This is a genomic window from Allohoeflea poritis (assembly GCF_027889715.1).
In the GTDB taxonomy this organism is placed as follows: domain Bacteria; phylum Pseudomonadota; class Alphaproteobacteria; order Rhizobiales; family Rhizobiaceae; genus Hoeflea_A; species Hoeflea_A poritis.
In genome coordinates this window covers 54,929-75,276 of the sequence record NZ_JAPJZH010000011.1, presented here as the reverse complement: position 1 = coordinate 75,276, position 20,348 = coordinate 54,929, and the positions used below count along the sequence as shown (strand labels likewise).

Here is a 20,348-nt window from a genome sequence, read left to right as displayed (position 1 = left end):
GGGTTAGCCCGCCTTGTTGACGCGCATGTACCACTCGACGAGTCGGCGCACCTGTCGCTTGGTGTAGCCGCGTTCGATCATGCGCTCGACGAACTCGTGGTGCTTGGCGTCGGCTTCCTTGTCGCGCTTGGCGCCGAAGCTGATGACCGGCAGCAGGTCCTCGACCTGTCCGAACATGCGCTTTTCGATTACCCGGCGCAGCTTCTTGTATTTGCGCCAGTCGGGATTCCTGCCCTGGTTCTCGGCCCGCGCCCGCAGCACGAATTTGACGACCTCGTTGCGGAAGTCCTTCGGATTGGCAATGCCGGCCGGCTTCTCGATCTTCGCCAGTTCCTGGTCGAGGATCTCGCGGTCGAACATCTGGCCGGTGTCGGGATCCTTGTAGTCATGTTCCTCGATCCACGCATCGGCATAGGCGATGTAGCGGTCGAAGAGGTTCTGGCCGTAGTCGGAATAGGATTCCAGATAGGCCTTCTGGATCTCGTGGCCGATGAACTCCGCATAGCGTGGCATCAGCTCGGCCTTGAGGAACTCCATATAGCGGCCCTCGACATCCTCGTTGAACTGCTCGCGCTTGATCGCCTGTTCCAGCACATACATCAGGTGGACCGGATCGGCCGCGACCTCGTCCGTATCGTGGTTGAAGGTTTCGGACAGGACCTTGAACGCGAAGCGTGTCGAGGTGCCGTTCATGCCTTCATCGACGCCCGCGACGTCACGGTATTCCTGCAGCGACTTGGCGTTGGGGTCTGTGTCCTTCAGCGTCTCGCCGTCATAGATGCGCAGCTTGGAGTGCAGCGTCGAGTTCTCGTGCTCGTGCAGGCGGGTCAGGACACTGAAGCGTGCCATGATATCGAGCGTCTCGGGCGCGCATCGGGCGTCGCGCAAGGCGCTTTCGCTCAGCAGCTTCTCGTAGATAAGCGACTCTTCCGTGGCGCTGAGGCAGTAGGGCACCTTGACCACGCTGATGCGGTCGAGGAAGGCCTCATTGTTCTTGTTGTTCTTGAACTGCTGCCATTCGGCCTCGTTCGAGTGGGCAACGATGATGCCGTGATAGGGAAAGGCGCCGATATTCTCGGTGCCGACATAGGAGCCTTCCTGCGTCGCCGTCAGCAGCGGGTGGAGGACCTTGATCGGTGCCTTGAACATCTCGACGAATTCGAGCATGCCCTGCGTCGTGCGGTTGAGTCCGCCCGAATAGCTGTAGGCGTCCGGATCGTTCTGGCTCAGATGCTCGAGCTTGCGGATGTCCAGTTTTCCGACAAGCGAGGAAACGTCCTGGTTGTTCTCGTCGCCGGGCTCGGTCTTGGCGACCCCGATCTGCCGCAGTTTCGACGGGTGAAGCTTGACGATGGAGAATTTGGAGATATCGCCGTCGAACTCGTCCAGGCGCTTGACCGCCCAGGGCGACATCAGTCCGGTCAAAAGCCGCCTTGGAATGTTGTACTTGTCCTCGAGCAGGTCGCTCATGCGCTCCGGGCTGAACAGGCCGAGGGGTGATTCAAAGACGGGGCTTATCTCGTCGCCGGCTTTCAGCACGTAGATCGGCTCGTGCTCCATGAGCCGCTTGAGGATCTCGGCGACCGTGGACTTGCCGCCGCCGACGGGGCCGAGCAGGTAGAGGATCTGTTTGCGTTCCTCCAGTCCCTGCGAGGCGTGGCGGAAGAAACCGACGATGCGTTCGATCGTCTCTTCCATGCCGAACAAATTGGAAAATGCGGGATAGCGCTTAATGGTCCGGTTCAAAAAGAGGCGGCTCAGCCTTTGATCCTGGCTGGTATCGATCAGCTCCGGTTCGCCGATCGCCTTTATCATCCTCTCTGCCGCAGTAGCACGCAATGACGGGTCGTCGCGGCAGGCCAACAAATAATCTTGAAGGGTAATCTCTTCTACCTTGGTCCGGTCATAAACCTCGGAGTGCAGAGAGAACACGTCCATGATGCTCGTCCTTTCCTAGTCCCTGTTTACTCTCCCCATTTGTCGCCCTGGTTCTGTATTAAGTGGTGCCTGATCGTCATTTGGCGAATCAAATCGTGTTGAAATACAATGCAGTCCCGCGCACGCGGCGCCGGGGCAACTTCGCCAAACCAGGGAACCGTTGAATCCACTTGCCTTGAATTCAGGAGCGCTCAGTAAAAGACGCCCTGTCGCAGGCAACGTGATTCGTATTCAAGTATAACACAAGGGCAATAAATCCGGTTGCGTGTATTGCCGTCAAAACTGCATTGTGATGGGCAAATAGACACAAAACTGAGGATAACCTGCGCCATCGCGCTGGTCTGCGGCCTTGCGGAATCCGTGTGCATATTGTGTGGATTTGATGGTGGGCGGTACTGGGATTGAACCAGTGACCCCTACGATGTCAACGTAGTGCTCTCCCGCTGAGCTAACCGCCCATCCGACCGGGCGCATACACCACAAAAGGTGCGGCGAGGTCAAGACTGTTTCGCCTGATTGTGACGATAATTACGCGGCCTGTAGAATCTTTTCGACTTCGTTGACGAGATCGCGCAAATGGAAGGGCTTCGACAGAACAGTAGCGTTCTTCGGTGCTTGAGAATCCGGGTTCAACGCCACGGCTGCAAATCCGGTGATGAACATGACCTTGAGATCGGGGTCGAGTTCCGTCGCGCGCCGCGCCAATTCGATGCCGTCCATCTCGGGCATGACGATATCGGTCAACAGCAGCGAAAAAGGTTCCTCGCGCAGACGTTCATAGGCGCTCGCGCCATTGTCATAGGACTGGACCGCGTATCCCGCTTTTTCCAGTGCCTTGACCAGAAAACGGCGCATGTCGTTGTCGTCTTCAGCAAGAAGTATTTTCATACTGCTCCTCATGCCCACTCAATTCCCGCGCCTGTGGCAGCCGCCAAACCGGACATGTGCTGGATTTGAGCCGATCAAAGCCGGCTTTTTCCGCCCCATTTCCGTTCGTGCCCCTATCTGCCGATACCACGCAGACGCGGCCCATTCAAACCCAGCAAGGTAAATATCGGGTGAATTTACGCTGCTTAACCGGCACATTTTATGTGAAGCTGTCATGAATATTTATAACCGCCCGTCACGTTTGCAACAACGTTTCGAGAGGTCTATGGACTTGGCTGCGATCAACTGGCAACATGAACGGCATATTCACGATTCAACCTGCGGCAAGGTGTAACAGCGAGGCAGTACATGACGGGGACAGGGCATTGATCGGAGACGCTTTTTCAGATCATCCACCTTTCGAAATCCGTCTGCCTGTCGAACAGTCCGTGCCCTTCGTATTCAACTCTCCGCACAGCGGCCGGGTCTACCCGGAGAGCTTCGTGGAGGCTTCGCGCCTGGACCGCCATTCCATCCGCCGGTCCGAGGATTATTTCGTCGACCAATTGTTTGATGCTTCACCCAAGTTCGGGGCGCCTCTGCTCGCGGCGCATTTCCCGCGTGCGTTCATCGACGTCAACCGGGAGCCCTACGAACTCGACCCGCGCATGTTCGAAGGACGGATACCGCATTTCGTCAATGCCAGCTCCATGCGCGTGGCGGGCGGTCTGGGAACCATCCCGAAACTCGTCGCTGAAAACATGGAAATATATAGCGGCCGCCTCACGATCGAGGAGGCACTGGATCGGATCGACCGTTACTACAGGCCCTATCACGATCGCCTGCGGCAACTGATCGTCAAAACCCACTCACGCTTTGGCTATGGCGTGCTTGTCGATTGCCACTCCATGCCTGCCAATGCCCAGAGCAGCAGCCGCAACCGACCGGATTTCGTTATCGGCGACCGGTACGGCACCAGCGCCACGGAAGCCCTGTCGCAGCTCGCCGTTTCCATCCTTCAGGACCTTGGCTACACGGTGTCGCGCAACAAGCCCTATGCGGGCGGTTTTATCACGGAGCACTACGGAAGGCCGGCGCGCGGCCTGCATGCGTTGCAGATCGAGATCAATCGCGGTCTTTATGTCAACGAGCAGACATTCGAGAAAACCGCCGGTTTCGACGGTTTGCGCGCCGATATCGGCCAGTTCATGGGCCTCGTGACCGAATATTTCGCGAATAACTATTCCGACGTTGCGCTGGCGGCCGAGTAGCAGGAAGCGGGCGCTTATCGGCAAAAAAAAGACCGCGCCTTGCGGAGCGGTCAAAATCTAGGGAGGAAACGCCCAATAAGGGCATTCGCAGCCATTGGCTGCATCCTCAATATATTGCTGCATTGCACAAAAGTCAAGAGATGAACAAAATTCTTTTCGCGACTGCAAAAAGTCCGGCACCGCAACCGAAATGCTGGAAAAACGAGGCGCAGTCGAATAACGGTGCGTCACGCCTCTTCGCCGAAAACGCTCTGTGGATGTCCAAAATGCAACCTGATCTCGATTTTCTTCATCTTCTGGCGGATGCCGCCGCGAAGGAAACGCTGCCCCGTTTTCGCGCCAATACAACCGTGAGCAACAAGCTGCAGGGCGGTTTCGATCCGGTGACGGAGGCCGATCGTGCCGCCGAGGCCGCGATCCGCGATCTGATCGGCCGGCACTATCCCGATCACGGCATCATGGGTGAGGAGCACGGAAGCGAGGGGCTCGACCGGGACTATCTGTGGATCATCGATCCGATCGACGGCACAAGAGCGTTCATTTCGGGCCTGCCGGTCTGGGGAACGCTGATCGGCCTTTATCATCGCGGCCGGGCCGTTGCAGGGGCAATGGACCAGCCCTTTACCGGCGAACGCTTCGTCGCCGACCAGAGCGGCACATATTACCGCGGACCGGACGGGGAACGGGCGATCCGGGCGCGCGATTGTGGTTCGCTTGCGAAAGCCACATTGTTTACGACTTCGCCGCACCTGTTTTCAGAGGCGGAAGGTGTGCGCTACCGGGCCGTGGAGAACAGGGTCAACCTGTTTCGATATGGCTGCGACTGCTATGCCTATACGCTGGTCGCCGGTGGCCATGCGGACCTTGTCGTCGAAAACAATCTCAAGGCCTACGATATCGGAGCGCTGATCGCGATCCTCGAATCGGCCGGCGCGGTGGTCTCCGACTGGTCTGGCGCGCGGCCCGAACAGGGCGGCAACATCATTGCCGCGGGCAGCAAGGCGGTGCACGAAGAGGCGCTGGCACTGCTTGCGGCGTAGGTGCGGGAGGGTGCCGTAACCGGCTATACCTCGCCTGGCAAGAACGCCTTTATGCCGGCAAGCAACTGCTCGCGATAGATATCGGCCTCCTGGAACATCTCGTGTTTGGCGCGATCGATGGTGATCAGCTCGCTGGCGCGGAAATGCGAGGCAATGTCCTCGATGGCTTCGATCGGAACGATCGTATCGGCGCCGGCGCCGAAGATCAGTGTCGGAATGCGGATCGATGCGAGATGGGCGGGATCGTGCACGCGCTTCATGGTGCGGAAGGATTCGGACAGCCAGCGGAAGGTCGGCCCGCCCAGGGTAAATTGCGGGCAGACGTCGTAGATCGCCCGGTTGCGGTCGAAACGCCGCCGGTCCGATGTCAGCACATTGTCCTTGAAGGAAAGGTTCGTGCGTTTCGATCCGCTCGGCGCCATGCGGCCGAAGCCAAAGCGGCTGGCCGCACCGACGGCGAACCGCATCGTCGCCTGCTCGAACGGGCTCCCGTGGATGCCAACGAAAGGCGCGCAGACGACCATGCGCTCCACACGGTTGGCAAGACGCGGCGCCGTTGCGAGCGCAATCAGGCCGCCGGTCGAGTGGCCGAGTATGAAGAACGGCAGCCGCGCGTCCGGCAGAACGATATTTTCCAGGAAATATTCAAGATCGTCCTGGTAGTCTGAAAAACGCCGCACGTGTCCGGCAATCGAATCGTCGACCAGCCTTTCCGAGCCGCCCTGGCCGCGCCAGTCGAAAGTGGCGACCCAAAGTCCTGCCTCGGTGAGATTGCGGGCCGTTTCGTAGTATTTCTCGATGGTCTCGTTGCGCCCCTGGAGAAGCACGACCGTACCGGTGGCCCGCGTTACGGTCGAGCGGAAGATCGCGTAGCGCAGCCTTTTGTTGTCGCGGGTCTCGAAATAGCCGGTAATGGCGTTTTCAGGCGCCGGATTGTCGGGCGTATCGTAGATCACGCTGGCGGATTTGGGCGCGTTGGTGTCCATACCTCTTTAGAACCTGACGGGCTGCATCGATCAAGGCTCAATCGCCTGAAATGGCGGGAGAATCGATGTCGACTTGCAAATCTTGAAACGGCCAGCCGCAGTTCCCACCTATAGCGTGCAGGCGCCAGAACGGGCCTGCTGGCCGGATGCCCGCCATATGAACGGGGGTGTTTTAGGTCAAAATCAAATCTGTCGCTCAATGGAGGACAAGACCATGCGTCATGTCGATTTTTCACCTCTTTATCGTTCCACCGTCGGATTCGACCGCCTGTTCACGATGCTTGACAGCCTCGCGCAGCCGGATCAGAGTCAGACCTATCCGCCCTACAATATCGAAAGAACCGGAGACAATTCCTACCGGATCACCATGGCCGTCGCCGGATTCGGCGATGACGACCTTTCGATTGAAGCGCGTGAACACGTGCTGACCGTCAAGGGCGAGAAAGCCGACGATAACGGCAATGGCGAGGGCGAATTCCTGTATCGCGGTATCGCCAAGCGCGCCTTCGAGCGCCGCTTCCAGCTCGCCGAATATGTGGAAGTCAAGGGTGCCAAGCTCGAAAACGGGCTGCTCCACGTCGATCTCGTGCGCGAGATTCCCGAAGCCATGAAGCCGCGCCGCATCGCGATTTCCGCCGACAATGCGGCCGAGGCAACCAAGCAGATTGAAGCCGAAACGGTCGCCTGACCGTCAGGCCAGAGCAATGCAAAACGGCGCCCCGAGGCGCCGTTTTCATTTTGTATTCCGCTATCCGGGATCAGGCATAGGCAACGCGGCCGCCCCACCAGCGGGACAGGAGCGAATCCAGGGAAACAAATCCCGGGCCCTTCACTGCCACATAGATCAGGGGCACGACCCAGAACAGACGCTGGTCGAGGATCTCGGACGGCTGGCCGTTGAAGAGCGTGCCGAGAGCCACGCCATGGCCGGTCACATCCACATAGGTCTGCACGAATATGAAGGCGATCATGCCTGCTGCGCCGATACGGGAAAACAGGCCGAGAATGACGAGAATCGGCAGGATGAACTCCCCATAGGTGCCGGCGATGACCATCAGATGCGCCGTAAACGGCAGGCCGCTGGTTTCGTATCCGGCCGCCTCGAACGCCTTGCCCGCGATCTGGATATAGGCGCCGTCGGAGACCTCGAAAAACCCGATCAATCCGTCGCCGACCTTGGTCCTGGCGGAGTTGAGATAATAGACGTAAAGAGTTGCCGCGATCACGAAGCGCGAGAACAGGCCTAGGAACCAGCCGTCCGTTACCCTTTCGATCGCGCCGAATACGCCGTCGTGCAACCGGCGGACCATTTCAATCAGCGATGTCATGTCGTTTTCCTATTTTGTTTTCAGTCTTTGGTTGCAATTGCGGTGAAGGCACCGGCTTCGAGCATTGCGCCGATGGCCGCGGCGAGATCGAACTTCTGAGCAACGGCGACCGCCGCTTCAGCGGCTTCGCCAAGGGTGTTGCCGTCGACAAGCGCCTGCAGAAATGCGGCGGCGCCCTCGGGCAGCGTTCTGACCTCGACATCGAAATCGCGCCGGGTGACGAGGCCGTCCTCGGCAATGGCGGGATCGATGCCGGACAGATCCGCACCTGAGCGGTTGGCTGAGAAGATCGATACGGCAGCGAAGCGCGAACAGACAACTCGCGTTGCCGGGTGGGCCTTGAAACGTTGTTCCGCCAGCTCGTCGGGAGCAATAGCGGCAAGGGCGGCAGGATCAAGCGGCGGCGCGTCGGCCGCGTGGAAAGCGTCCAGCCAGGCACGCTCGAGGCGGGCCACGTCGGGCAGGTAGACCAGCTTTTTCGCCGGTTCGAATCCCTCGAGGAAATCGGCGAAATCATCGCCGTAGCGGAAAAGCAGCGGCGACTTCGGCTGTTCGGAGCGGACATAAGTCCTTGCCATGGCACGAAAGAAATCGTCGCCGACGAGCCGGTGGACGGCCGGATAGATTTCCGCGAGCGCACCGACAAGACTGACCGTGACATTGTTGCGGTAAACATCGAACCGCTTGTCCGCCTTTTTGCCGTCGGGGCCGACAATGCCGGCCGGCGTCGGTTGCTCGGGATCCAGAAGCGCGTCGGAAAACCGCCCCAGGGTCACCGTCCGGACGGTTTTGGCGGCCTCGCTGTTGCTATCCGGCCGCGGCATGGCGGCTCCCCAGCAGGTAGTTGGCAGCCCTTCTTTCGAGAATTTCGTCGGCGCGCATCGCTTCGCGCCGCAGGATCGGCCATTCGGGAACATCGTTGTCCCATTCGACCAGCGTCGGGACAGGGCCCATCTGGCCGATCACGATGTCATAGAGTTTCCAGACCTCATCGTCCACGGGCCGGTCATGGGCGTCGATGAGCAGCGCATCGCCCTCGTCGTCAATATCCGTGGCATGGCCTGCAAGATGGATTTCCTCGACCTTTTCCAGCGGAAACTCCGACAGATAGGTCAGGGGACGGTATTTCTGGTTGGTGGCCGACACAAACACATTGTTGATGTCGAGAAGCAGACCGCAACCGGTGCGGCGGGCGATTTCGGAAATGAACTCCGTTTCGCTCATGGATGACTGTTCGAACTGCACATAGGTCGACGGGTTCTCCAGCAAAATCTTGCGGCCGAGCGCCTCCTGTACCCTGTCGATATGGCTACAGACGCGGTCCAGCGTCTTGCGGTCATAGGGAACCGGGAGCAGGTCGTTGTAGTAGCTCAGATCGTGCGTCGACCAGGCCAGATGCTCCGAGACGAGGCCCGGCTCATAACGGTCGACGACGCGTTTCAGGCGTGTGATGTGTTCGTCATCCAGGCCTTTTTCGCTGCCGATGGACAGGCCGACGCCATGCACGGAGAGCGGAAAATTCTGTCGGATCGCGGTCAGCGCCCGGTGCGGCGCGCCGCCGTCGCCCATGTAGTTCTCGGCGTGGACTTCAAGAAATCCGATTCTGTAGTCGTCCTGCAGGATCCGGTCGACATGGGACGGTTTCAGGCCCGCGCCGGCGCGGGCCGGAATGGTACGGTCCGTGAAGGAGGCGTCGGTGTCGCCGTCTTTCCAGGCAGGGATATCGGTCATCGGATGTTCTGCGCCTCAAAAAATGGGGCCGGCCGCCCGCAACGTCGGGCAGCCGGCCGGAATTCAGCGAACCTTATGCAGGCAGGTCGCGGTCAAGCGGCTCGAGCGATCCGACGCGTCCGCCCGGCAGTTCCATGGTCGTGCAGGTGCCGTTTTCCACCAGAGTCCAAGCATTGCCCTGATAGTCGACAGTCGATGTGCCGGCGCATGTGGTTCCGGGACCGGCCGCGCAGTCATTCTTGCCGGCCAGCGATACGCCGTAGCACTTTTCCTTGGCGGAGGCGCCGGTCGTCGATGCAACGAGGGTCGCGCCGGAAAGGGCCATAGCGACGGCACCGGCAACGGCGGAAGCGCCAATAAGTGTTTTCTTGGACATGAGGTTCTCCTTGGGAATTCCGAATTCAGATCGTGACACTAATCATAGCCCGGTTGTCGCCGGGTCGAGCGGAGTTTCTGAAAAACACGGATAAATTGGAAATCAACAGCGTGTTATCTCCTGTCGCTATTGCGTTACATTCCCGTGACGGGAGTTGTGCCCGGGCCCAATGTTGAATGTTTTCAACCGCTTCCATACGAGCCGGACGTCATCCGGCCCGCACCATGCCCGGTTGCAATCAACCCGTGCAAGACTAGTATCTCAGGTCTTTTCCAGCAAGGCGGCGAATTCGGCGATGTGCTCCGGTGTCGTGGCGAATCCGGTAACGAGTCGTGTGATTACCTCGTTTTCGCCGACCAGTCCGGCCGCAAAGCGCGGCGTTTTCCATTCGTAAAAGTGCGCGCCTTTTTCGAGCAATGCCTTGAACCGGTCGCGGTCGAGGATGGCAAAAACCTCGTTGGCCTGGCTGCGCCAGGCAAGGCGCGTGCCTTCTGCAGCTTCAAAGACCGATTGCAGTTCGGCCGCCATGGCGTTGGCATGCGCGGCTGTCTCTATCCACAGATCATCCGCGAAATAGGCCTCGAGCTGGGCCGAGATGAAGCGGCTTTTCGAGAAGAGATGTGCCGAGCGCTTGCGCAGATACGGCAGATCGACCGCCTTGTCCGGGTCGAAGACCACCAGAACCTCGGCGCACCAGCAGCCGTTCTTTGTCGCGCCGAATGAAAGAATGTCGACGCCGCGCCGCCAGGTCATCTCGGCCGGGCTTTGTCCGACAGCCGCCATGGCATTGGCAAAGCGTGCGCCATCCATATGCAGCGGCAGTCTGTGACGGCGGCAGGTTTCAACGATCCGTTCGATCTCGCCGGCTTCATAGACCGTGCCGATCTCGGTCGATTGGGAGATGCTGACAGCCATCGGCTGGCCGGCGTGAACGAATTCCGGCGGGAAGCGGCGGATGGCCGCATCGAGTTCCTGCGGATCGATCTTTCCCAGATTGCCGTCGACCGGCTCGAGGCGGATCCCGTTGGCCAGGAATTGCGGTGCGCCGCCTTCGTCCTCGATCAGATGGGCCTCGCGGTGGCAGAAGGCGACACCGCCAGGTCTGCTGAGTGCCGCCATGGAAAGGGAATTTGCCGCCGTTCCGGTGCCGACGAAGAATACCGCCACCTCGCGCTCGAAGATGTCGTTGAATTTCTGCCCGATCCTGCGATCCAGGTCGCTGAGCCCATAGGCGGCGGCAAATCCGGAGGCGTGGCGTGTCAGCGCTTCTGCAACGCGCGGATGCGCGCCGGCCCAGTTGTCTGAGGAAAACTGCATGATGATCCCTTGCCGCTGGTCGTGCATATGGTTGCCGGCGCATACATGGCACGGAATTTCCGGCCTGCAAAGCGGGCCATCTAACTATGGAGGACATATTGCAAGCGGATCTGTCATCGCCGTGCAATATTATGTCTTCAAACACGTCGGCGCGGCAATTTGCTGACCTGGCGGCTCACAAAAATGGCCCCGCCATCTTGCCCCCCGTGCCCGTTTCTGGCATACAGGGTTAAAAATAGGACAGTATGGCTGTCCTAATTGGATGTTCAGGGCCGACGACCGGCTTTGGTATCCGCCCGGCTGCACCGACGGCCGCAAAGGGATGGGCGCCCGGTCCGGGTTCGCATATCCGCATTATCGCGCAGGCCAAGCGACGGAATTTTCTGATGAAATTTCGACCGGCCGGTGCGGACGACATTCCGAGGCCGGAGCTGATCGGGCCGAAGAATGGCGAAAACGGCTAATCGCTTGAATTTGCCGCGTGATAAAACTGTACCGGATTGTATATAACCGGCACGGATGATCAGGTCGCCCCAAGAAACCGCAAAGGTTTCCGACGGCCATGACAGGAGGAACACGGATGACGGAAAAAACGCCATCACAGGCAGCAGCTTCGTGCGGTGATACGCAGGCTCTGGCGGTGAAACGTGCCCGTATGTCCGGCCTTCCGGAGAAACAGGGACTCTATGATCCGCGCAATGAGCACGACGCCTGCGGTGTCGGGTTTGTCGCCCATATGCGCGGCGAGCGGTCGCACCAGATCATTGAGGACGGCCTGTTCATGCTGGAGAACCTGACGCATCGCGGCGCGGTCGGTGCCGACCCGCTGATGGGCGACGGTGCCGGCATGCTGGTGCAGATTCCGCATGATCTTTTTGTCGAGGAAATGGCCAGGCAGGACGTGGCGCTGCCCGAGATGGGACAGTATGCCGTCGGTTACCTGTTCATGCCCCATGACGCGGAGCTGCGCGCGCATATCGAGGAGATCATCGAGGAGGTGGTCGAGGCCGAGGGCCAGGTGCTGCTCGGCTACCGCGATGTGCCGGTCGACAATTCCTCGCTGTCCAAGGCACCCGATATCGTCGCCACCGAGCCGTTTCATCGCCAGGTCTTCATCGGTCGCGGCAGCGGCACCGAGAGCGACGACGACTTCGAACGCCGCCTGTTCATTCTGCGCAAGGTGATCTCCAACCGCATTTTCGAGGAGACGGACGGGCGCGACAACGGCTTTTATGTCGTGTCGCTTTCCGCCAGGACCATCGTCTACAAGGGCATGTTCCTGGCCTATCAGGTGGGCGCCTACTACAAGGACCTGAAGGACGAGCGGTTCCGCTCGGCCGTGGCACTTGTCCACCAGCGTTTCTCCACGAACACTTTCCCGTCGTGGAAGCTGGCACACCCCTACCGGATGGTCGCCCATAATGGCGAGATCAACACGCTGCGCGGCAATGTCAACTGGATGGCGGCGCGCCAGGCATCCGTTTCCTCGCCGCTGTTCGGCGACGACATCAACAAGCTTTGGCCGATCTCCTATGAGGGCCAGTCCGACACCGCCTGTTTCGACAATGCGCTCGAATTCCTGGTTCAGGGCGGCTATTCGCTGCCGCATGCGGTGATGATGCTGATCCCGGAGGCCTGGGCCGGCAACAAGCTGATGCACGACGACCGCAAGGCGTTCTACGAATATCACGCGGCGCTGATGGAGCCGTGGGACGGCCCGGCCGCGGTTGCGTTTACCGATGGGCGGCAGATCGGCGCGACGCTGGACCGCAACGGCCTGCGTCCGGCCCGCTATATCGTGACCGACGACGACCGGATCATCATGGCGTCGGAGGCCGGCGTATTGCCGGTCGCGGAAGAAAAGATCGTGCGCAAGTGGCGGCTGCAGCCCGGCAAGATGCTGCTGATCGACATGGAAGAGGGCGCGATCATCTCCGATGCGCAGATCAAGGTCGAACTGGCCAACGCCCACCCCTATCAGGAGTGGCTCGACCGCACGCAGATCGTGCTCGAGGACATGCCGGTTTCCGGACATTCGACCAGCCGGTCCAGCGCATCGCTGCTGGATCAGCAGCAGGCCTTCGGCTACAGCCAGGAGGACCTGAAGATCCTGATGGCGCCGATGGCGACCACCGGCCAGGAGGCGCTTGGCTCCATGGGCACCGATACGCCGATTTCGGCGATGTCGGACAAGTCCAAGCTGCTCTATACCTATTTCAAGCAGAATTTCGCGCAGGTAACCAACCCGCCGATCGATCCGATCCGTGAGGAATCGGTGATGAGCCTTGTCTCGTTCATCGGTCCCCGGCCCAATCTCTTCGATCTCGAAGGCCTTGCCGAGCAGCGCCGGCTCGAGGTGCGCCAGCCGATCCTCACCAATGAGGACCTGGAGAAGATCCGCGCCATCGGCGACATTTCCGACAACCAGTTCCAGACCAAGACGCTGGACATCACCTACCGGGAGAGCCGGGGCGCCGACCATCTGGAAGAGGTGTTGCGGCAGGTCTGCTCGCGGGCCGAGCGGGCCGTGATCGACGGCTACAACATCATCATCCTGTCCGACCGGCACCTTTCGGCCGAGCGTATCGCGATCCCGGCGCTGCTGGCGACGGCCGCCGTCCATCATCATCTCATCCGCAAGGGGCTGCGCACCTCGGTGGGTCTGGTGGTCGAGTCGGGCGAGCCGCGCGAGGTGCATCATTTCGCGGTGCTGGCCGGTTACGGAGCCGAGGCGATCAACCCTTATCTCGCCTTCGACACACTCGCGGACATGCACAAGAATGGCGAGTTCCCGGCGGCGGTCGATCCCTATGAAGTGGTTCACCGCTACATCAAGGCCATCGACAAGGGTCTCTTGAAGGTGATGTCCAAGATGGGCATCTCCACCTACCAGTCCTATTGCGGCGCGCAGATCTTCGATGCGGTCGGCCTGTCGACGGAATTCGTCAACAAGTATTTCTTCGGCACGGCGACGACGATCGAGGGCATCGGCCTCGACGAGATCGCCATCGAGACGCATGCCCGTCATGCGCTCGCCTTCGGCAACGATCCGGTGTTGCGCACTGCGCTCGATGTGGGCGGTGAATATCTTTACCGCATGCGCGGCGAGAACCATGTCTGGTCGCCCGATTCCGTGGCGCTTCTGCAGCACGCGGTGCGCGGCAATGCGCAGGACCAGTATCGTGAGTTTGCCCGCATGGTGAACGAGCACGCGGAAGGTCTGAACACGATCCGCGGCCTCTTCAGGATTATCAACGCTGAAGAGGACGAGCGCGAGCCGGTGCCGCTTGACGAAGTCGAGCCGGCGGCGGAAATCGTGCGGCGCTTTTCGACCGGCGCCATGTCCTTCGGCTCGATCAGCCGCGAGGCGCACACGACGCTGGCAATCGCCATGAACCGCATCGGCGGCAAGTCCAATACGGGCGAGGGCGGCGAGGAGCCGGACCGCTATGCGCCGATGCTCGACGGGTCGATGAACCCCGAGCGCTCGGCGATCAAGCAGGTGGCGTCGGGCCGGTTCGGCGTGACGACGGAGTATCTCGTCAATTCGGACATGATCCAGATTAAGGTCGCGCAGGGCGCCAAGCCCGGCGAGGGCGGACAGTTGCCCGGCCACAAGGTCGATGCGACGATCGCCAAGACCCGCCATTCGACGCCCGGTGTCGGCCTGATCTCGCCGCCGCCGCACCATGACATCTATTCGATCGAGGATCTGGCGCAGCTCATCTACGATCTGAAGAACGTCAACAGCGATGCCGACATCTCGGTCAAGCTGGTCTCCGAGGTCGGCGTTGGAACGGTCGCAGCGGGTGTCGCCAAGGCGCGTGCCGATCACATCACCATTGCCGGCTATGACGGCGGCACGGGCGCATCGCCGCTTACCTCGCTCAAACATGCCGGCTCGCCCTGGGAAATGGGGCTAGCGGAAACGCACCAGACGCTGGTGCTGAACGGCCTGCGCTCGCGCGTGCCGCTGCAGGTCGATGGCGGCCTGCGCACCGGGCGCGATGTGGTCATCGGCGCGCTGCTTGGCGCCGACGAGTTCGGTTTCTCGACAGCACCGCTGATCGCGGCCGGCTGCCTGATGATGCGCAAATGCCATCTCAACACCTGCCCGGTGGGCATCGCCACGCAGGATCCGGTGCTCCGCCAGCGTTTCAAGGGAACGCCCGAGCACGTCATCAACTATTTCTTCTTCGTGGCCGAAGAGGTGCGCGAATTGCTGGCGCAAATGGGCTTCCGCAAGCTGAATGATATCATCGGCCAGTCCGATCTTCTGGAGAAAGACACGATGATCAGCCACTGGAAGGCCAAGGGGCTGGACTTCTCCAACATGTTCCACAAGCCCGAGGCGGCCAAGGAGGAGACCTACTGGACGCAGCGGCAGGATCATCCGATCGACGATATTCTCGACCGCAAGCTGATCGCCGAGGCGGCGCCGGCGCTGGACGACAAGACGCCGGTTTCGATCAAGACGGAGATCCGCAATGTCGATCGCTCCACCGGTGCGATGCTGTCGGGCGAGGTGGCAAAGCGCTACGGCCACAAGGGGCTGGCGGACGACACGATCGCCGTGAAGCTGCACGGGACCGCCGGCCAGTCCTTCGGCGCGTTCCTGTCGCGCGGCATCACCTTCGATCTCGTCGGCGACGGCAATGACTATGTCGGCAAGGGCCTTTGCGGTGGCCGGATCATCGTGCGCCCGCCGTCCGAGAGCAATATCGTGCCGGAGGAATCGATTATCGTCGGCAACACCGTGCTCTATGGCGCGGTCGAGGGCGAGTGCTATTTCCGCGGCGTTGCCGGCGAACGTTTCGCCGTCCGCAATTCCGGGGCGATCGCCGTTGTCGAAGGCGTTGGCGACCATGGCTGCGAATATATGACCGGCGGCATTGTCGTCGTCATCGGGCAGACAGGCCGCAACTTTGCCGCCGGCATGTCGGGGGGTGTTGCCTATGTGCTTGACGAGGCCGGCGATTTCGCGCGGCGCTGCAACATGGCGATGGTGGAACTCGAACCGGTTCCGGAAGAGGACGACATCCTGGAAGAGCTGCATCACCACGGCGGCGACCTGGCGCACAAGGGCCGGGTCGATGTATCGGGCGACATGACCCGCCATGACGAGGAGCGGCTGTTCCAGCTGATCTCCAACCATGTGCACTACACCGGGTCGGAGCGCGGCCGAGATATCCTCGAAAACTGGGCTGATTTCCGTCCGAAGTTCCGCAAGGTCATGCCGGTCGAATACCGGCGTGCGCTTGAGGAAATGGAACGCATGCGCATGGGCGTTGCCGCCGAATAGGCTGCACCGGTGGCGTGGCGACGGGTTTAGAGAATAGGAACGAGTATGGGTAAGGTTACGGGATTTCTGGAGATCGACCGTCAGGTCGCGAAATATCAGCCCGCGTCCGACCGGGTGCGGCATTTCAAGGAATTCACTATCCCGATGTCGGATTCGGAGGTCGTCAAACAGGCGGCCCGCTGCATGGATTGCGGCATCCCGTTCTGCCATGGCCCGACCGGTTGCCCGATCCACAACCAGATCCCGGACTGGAACGACCTCGTCTACAATGACAATTGGGAAGAGGCGATCCGCAACCTCCATTCGACGAATAATTTTCCGGAGTTCACCGGACGGATCTGTCCCGCGCCCTGCGAGGAAGCGTGCACGCTCAACCTTGAAGACATTCCCGTCGCCATCAAGACGGTCGAGCAGGCTCTGGCGGACAAGGCTTACGAAATGGGCTATGTCGTGCCGCAGCCGCCGGAAAGAAAGACCGGCAAATCCGTCGGCGTCATCGGTTCGGGGCCTGCCGGCATGGCGGCGGCGCAGCAGTTGGGTCGCGCCGGGCATGATGTCCATGTCTATGAGCGCGAGAGCCGGGCCGGCGGGCTGATGCGCTACGGCATTCCGGACTTCAAGATGGAAAAGCACTTCATCGACAGGCGCGTCGAGCAGATGGAAGGCGAGGGCGTGACCTTCCACTACAATGTGCATGTCGGCGTCGACAAGACGGTGGACGAATTGCGCGATGCGCATGATGCGGTGATCTATTGCGGCGGTTCGGAAAAGCCGCGCGATGCCGGAATTCCGGGCGTCGAATTCGTCGGTGTGCATGACGCGATGCCCTATCTCGTCCAGCAGAACAAGCGTGTCGCGGGTGAGGCGGTCGAATCCGTCGGCTGGCCGTCCGAGCCGATTCTCGCCAGCGGCAGGCATGTGGTTGTCGTGGGCGGCGGCGATACCGCGTCCGACTGTATCGGCACGGCCTTCCGGCAGGGCGCGGTCAAGGTCACGCAGCTCGACATTCGGCCGCAACCGCCGGTGCGCGAAGACAAGATGGCGGTCTGGCCCTACTGGGCGACAAAAATGCGGACATCGTCCTCGCAGGCCGAGGGTGCCGTGCGTGAATTCCAGGTCGGCACCCTCGAATTCGTAGGCGAAAGCGGCGTTCTGGCCGGCGTCAAATGCTGTCAGGTCGACGAGAAACGGCAGCCGGTTGCCGGAACGGAGTTCATCATCAAGGCCGATCTCGCCTTTATCGCGATCGGCTTCCGCGGGCCGTTCGAGAATGGCGTTCTGAAGGATCTGGGCGACAGGCTGGACATTGACGTGGACGGTCGCAGCTCGACGAATGTGCGCGCCAATGAGGACGATTACCGGACTTCCGTCGAGGGCCTGTGGGCGGCCGGCGATGTGCGCCGCGGTCAGTCGCTGGTTGTCTGGGCAATCCGCGAAGGCCGGCAGGCGGCCCATGATGTCGACAAGCAGTTGATGGGCTCGACAGACCTGCCGAGATAGCCCTGTTCTAACCCTGCGGCGCTCGCGCCGTTGCTCCATCAAGCTGTGTCTTGTCCTGCTTGCGTGGCCAGACAAAATAGTCGGCCCGGCCCGGCGGCGGCGTGCTGATCTTGCCGTCAAACAGCAGGTCGTCGCGCGGCGTGCGGGTCAGCGAGGTGCGCGGCTCGGTGGCGCCGAGAAGCTGGTCCGAGCCGTCGAGTCCCGGATCGTCCATGCTGATCGGGCTGGTGCGCACAATGGCCGATCCGGTATCCGGATGCAGCACGAGAAGCTCCGGCAGGTTTTCATCGGTCAGCTTGGCAACGCCCTCGCTGGCATCGTTGCCGAGGAGGCGGCGTACGGACTTTTCGACATAGAATGCCAGCTTGCGGCGTCCGGCCTTGGTCATGCGTATGCCGTCGGACGTGCGCAACCGCACCTGCTGGCCGATAATGTCGGAACCGGTATAGACGAACTTGCCGTCCGCATCGACGAAACCGTCCCAGATGTCGATATATTGGCCGTTGATGTCCTCGACGACGGTCTTGTAGATGTTGTTGAAGGCGAGAATATCCGTCGACATGGACGAGGATTTGTAGGGTGGCGCCCCGACCCAGATCAGCGGTATGTTGCGGGCGCGCACGGCACGGGCCATGAGGTCGACGCGCTCGGTATATTCGCTCACCCACTCTTCGGATCGCACGGCGATGCGCTTGCGCCCCTGCCTCATCTGCTGGCGGTCGTTCGAGCCGATCATGACGATGACGAGCGATGGCTGGACTTCGTCCAGAAAGCCGGGCAGTTTCCGGTTCCAGTTGTAGTAGTCGTCGCGAACCAGGCCGGACGAGCCGTTGGTCTTGCGCACCACCGCAACGCCCGGCGCCTGCGTGAAGGCCGTCTGCAGGCCTTCCGACAGCGACTTGGCCATGAAGTCGCCGACCACAAGGATCTTGCGCGCATTCTCCAGCTTCTGGACCGTGCTCACGCTTGTCGTTGATTTCTTGCGTTTCTTCGGGGTGCGGCGGCTTTGGGAATTCTTGCGCTTTATGGTCGCGCGCGGCCGCTGCCTGTTGGTCTTTTCCGGCCGGATCTTGCGCGGGCCGAACAGGCGGTCGATCACCGAGCGGCGCTCATATTTCTGGGCAAAGGCCGGCGTAGCGGAAACCATGACCGAAATCGCCATCGCGAAAGCGGCCAAAAACGGCAGCACGATCAGGTGCGGCACGTGCCGGTTCATCCATGTGACCAAGATGGTCTCCTGTCACCGCCTGAGTGTGTTCAGTAGTTTTTGCGACGGAACACCATCCGGCGTCAAGCCGGAACGCGACTGGAAGGTTTTTATGGCTAACTGGGAGCCGGAACCGATATTGCCGTCGATTTCGCCGCGATAATAGCCCAGGGTCTTGAGATGAACCTGGATTTCGCGCCGCTCGTCCATGGACAGGACACCTTTGGGCCTCGGCCATTTCTGCTGCACGCCGCCATAGCCTGCGATCCTGTCGGCCAGCAGGCCGACGGCCAGGGCATAGCTGTCGGAATTGTTGTAGCGCTTGATCATGAAGAAGTTGCGCAGCATCAGGAAGGCCGGGCCATTGGCGCCGGCCGGCATTTTGAGCACAGCCTTTTCGCCGGGGCGCGGAAAGCCCTTTCCGTTCGGGCGCTTGAAACCGAGCCTGGCCCATTGCGCCAGCGTTTTCGACTTGCCCTTGTACTTCGAGGCGCCGCGTGGCGCGCGCACCTCGTATCCCCAGGTCTTGCCCGTTTTCCAGCCGTTCTTTTTCAACAGGTTCGCTGCTGTCGCCAGCGCGTCGGGAACCGAATTCCAGATATCCTTGCGCCCGTCGCCATCATGATCGACGGCAAAGGCGAGATAACTTGTCGGAATGAACTGGGTATGGCCCATCGCGCCGGCCCAGGAGCCATTGAGCTGGTTGCGGGTGATCTTGCCCGATTGCAGGATTTTCAGCGCCGCGATCAGCTGCTGGCGGGCAAATTTGGCGCGCCGGCGGTCGGCATAGGCAAGCGTTGCCAGCGCTCTTGGCACATAGTGCAGCCGGTCGGGATAGTTGAAGACGTTGCCGTAGCTCGATTCGACCGACCATATGGCCAGGACGACCGAGCGGTGCACGCCGTAGCGCCGTTCGATCTCCGTCAGCACCCGGTCGTATCGCTTGGCCATTTCCTGGCCGGTCTGGATCGTGGTGAAGTGGACGCGTGTATCGATATAGCTCCACGCGCTTTCCTTGAACTCCGGCTGGTGGCGCGCCTTGCGCAGCACGTCGGGATCGGGCTCGCGTACACCCCGGAAGGCTTTCTGATAGGTCGACTTCTTGATGCCGGACTTGGCTGCGACCGGGTAGAAATCGTTTATCCACTTGCGGAAACCGGCGTCGGCCGATGCCTGCGGCATCTGAACCAGAATCGCCACGCAAACGAGCATCGCGGTCAAAAAAGCCGTCATGCCGGCCTTTGCGGCGCGGGAAAGAAGAATATTTGCTGTCATTTCAGACATCGCTGACAACTCTAGCTGTGTGCCAAGGCATAAAAATGGCCGCCTCGGGACGGTTTTCAACACTGTCTGGCCAAAATAGCGTTGACGCATCAATAATCTCTTAACCATAAGGATGCGCATGTCGACGGTCCGTGTGCACACTGCCGGTCCGGCTGATATCCGCGACACGCGGCGGCAAGGCGAACAGGAAAGGCACAATTC

At 60.6% G+C, this 20,348-nt stretch carries 15 protein-coding genes and 1 tRNA gene; 5 read left to right on the top strand and 11 right to left on the bottom strand.

The annotated features are described in order from the left end of the window. Positions 1-3: 3 nt before the first annotated feature. The 3 genes from OOZ53_RS17380 to cpdR form a co-directional block, all read right to left on the bottom strand. A complete protein-coding gene (locus tag OOZ53_RS17380) occupies positions 4-1,938 on the bottom strand; it encodes a PrkA family serine protein kinase (RefSeq protein ID WP_271090945.1) in 1,935 nt (644 codons plus the stop codon). 383 nt (positions 1,939-2,321) lie between these two features. Further along, positions 2,322-2,396 (bottom strand) — tRNA-Val (locus tag OOZ53_RS17375). A gap of 70 nt (positions 2,397-2,466) precedes the next feature. After that, the gene (gene cpdR / locus OOZ53_RS17370; protein ID WP_271090944.1) at positions 2,467-2,826 is read right to left on the bottom strand and encodes a cell cycle two-component system response regulator CpdR; all 360 of its coding nucleotides are present in this window, start codon (positions 2,824-2,826) and stop codon (positions 2,467-2,469) included. Between the two features lie 365 nt (positions 2,827-3,191). Here cpdR and OOZ53_RS17365 point away from each other — a divergent pair, with 365 nt between their 5' ends. Together OOZ53_RS17365 and hisN are read left to right on the top strand one after the other, a co-directional pair. Continuing rightward, positions 3,192-4,076, top strand: coding sequence for an N-formylglutamate amidohydrolase (locus OOZ53_RS17365; RefSeq protein ID WP_425499174.1), 885 nt, complete (start codon positions 3,192-3,194; stop codon positions 4,074-4,076). A 266-nt stretch (positions 4,077-4,342) separates the two neighbouring features. Continuing rightward, positions 4,343-5,116: a histidinol-phosphatase gene (hisN, locus tag OOZ53_RS17360; protein WP_271090943.1), complete on the top strand. Its 774-nt coding sequence runs from the start codon at positions 4,343-4,345 to the stop codon at positions 5,114-5,116. Positions 5,117-5,139: 23 nt separating this feature from the next. On the opposite strand, the gene OOZ53_RS17355 is transcribed toward hisN, so the two are convergent. Beyond that, positions 5,140-6,102, bottom strand: coding sequence for an alpha/beta fold hydrolase (locus OOZ53_RS17355; protein ID WP_271090942.1), 963 nt, complete (start codon positions 6,100-6,102; stop codon positions 5,140-5,142). Positions 6,103-6,316: 214 nt separating this feature from the next. On the opposite strand from OOZ53_RS17355, the gene OOZ53_RS17350 reads away from it, so the two are divergent. Further along, positions 6,317-6,790 (top strand): Hsp20 family protein, encoded by a 474-nt coding sequence (locus OOZ53_RS17350; RefSeq protein WP_271090941.1) that lies wholly within the window; start codon positions 6,317-6,319, stop codon positions 6,788-6,790. 70 nt (positions 6,791-6,860) lie between these two features. On the opposite strand, the gene OOZ53_RS17345 is transcribed toward OOZ53_RS17350, so the two are convergent. The 5 genes from OOZ53_RS17345 to OOZ53_RS17325 all read right to left on the bottom strand — a co-directional run bounded on the left by OOZ53_RS17345 (position 6,861) and on the right by OOZ53_RS17325 (position 10,854). Next, positions 6,861-7,430: a DoxX family protein gene (locus OOZ53_RS17345; RefSeq protein ID WP_271090940.1), complete on the bottom strand. Its 570-nt coding sequence runs from the start codon at positions 7,428-7,430 to the stop codon at positions 6,861-6,863. Between the two features lie 20 nt (positions 7,431-7,450). Then, entirely contained in the window at positions 7,451-8,254 is an 804-nt protein-coding gene (locus tag OOZ53_RS17340) for an HvfC/BufC N-terminal domain-containing protein (RefSeq protein ID WP_271090939.1), read from the bottom strand. Further along, on the bottom strand, positions 8,238-9,161 hold the full coding sequence (gene bufB, locus OOZ53_RS17335; protein WP_271090938.1) for an MNIO family bufferin maturase: 924 nt from the start codon (positions 9,159-9,161) through the stop codon (positions 8,238-8,240). The genes OOZ53_RS17340 and bufB overlap by 17 nt, the downstream gene beginning before the upstream one ends. Before the next feature lie 73 nt (positions 9,162-9,234). Then, positions 9,235-9,537: a BufA1 family periplasmic bufferin-type metallophore gene (locus OOZ53_RS17330; RefSeq protein ID WP_271090937.1), complete on the bottom strand. Its 303-nt coding sequence runs from the start codon at positions 9,535-9,537 to the stop codon at positions 9,235-9,237. 261 nt (positions 9,538-9,798) lie between these two features. Further along, positions 9,799-10,854: a threonine aldolase family protein gene (locus OOZ53_RS17325; RefSeq protein ID WP_271090936.1), complete on the bottom strand. Its 1,056-nt coding sequence runs from the start codon at positions 10,852-10,854 to the stop codon at positions 9,799-9,801. A gap of 580 nt (positions 10,855-11,434) precedes the next feature. Here OOZ53_RS17325 and gltB point away from each other — a divergent pair. Both gltB and OOZ53_RS17315 read left to right on the top strand, forming a co-directional pair. Then, positions 11,435-16,156 (top strand): glutamate synthase large subunit, encoded by a 4,722-nt coding sequence (gene gltB / locus OOZ53_RS17320; RefSeq protein WP_271090935.1) that lies wholly within the window; start codon positions 11,435-11,437, stop codon positions 16,154-16,156. Positions 16,157-16,201: 45 nt separating this feature from the next. Then, a complete protein-coding gene (locus OOZ53_RS17315) occupies positions 16,202-17,656 on the top strand; it encodes a glutamate synthase subunit beta (RefSeq protein ID WP_271090934.1) in 1,455 nt (484 codons plus the stop codon). 7 nt (positions 17,657-17,663) lie between these two features. Here OOZ53_RS17315 and OOZ53_RS17310 read toward each other — a convergent pair whose 3' ends face one another. Continuing rightward, positions 17,664-18,884, bottom strand: coding sequence for an SGNH/GDSL hydrolase family protein (locus OOZ53_RS17310; RefSeq protein ID WP_271090933.1), 1,221 nt, complete (start codon positions 18,882-18,884; stop codon positions 17,664-17,666). A 12-nt stretch (positions 18,885-18,896) separates the two neighbouring features. Then, positions 18,897-20,138 (bottom strand): lytic murein transglycosylase, encoded by a 1,242-nt coding sequence (locus tag OOZ53_RS17305; RefSeq protein ID WP_425499173.1) that lies wholly within the window; start codon positions 20,136-20,138, stop codon positions 18,897-18,899. Positions 20,139-20,348 lie beyond the last annotated feature (210 nt).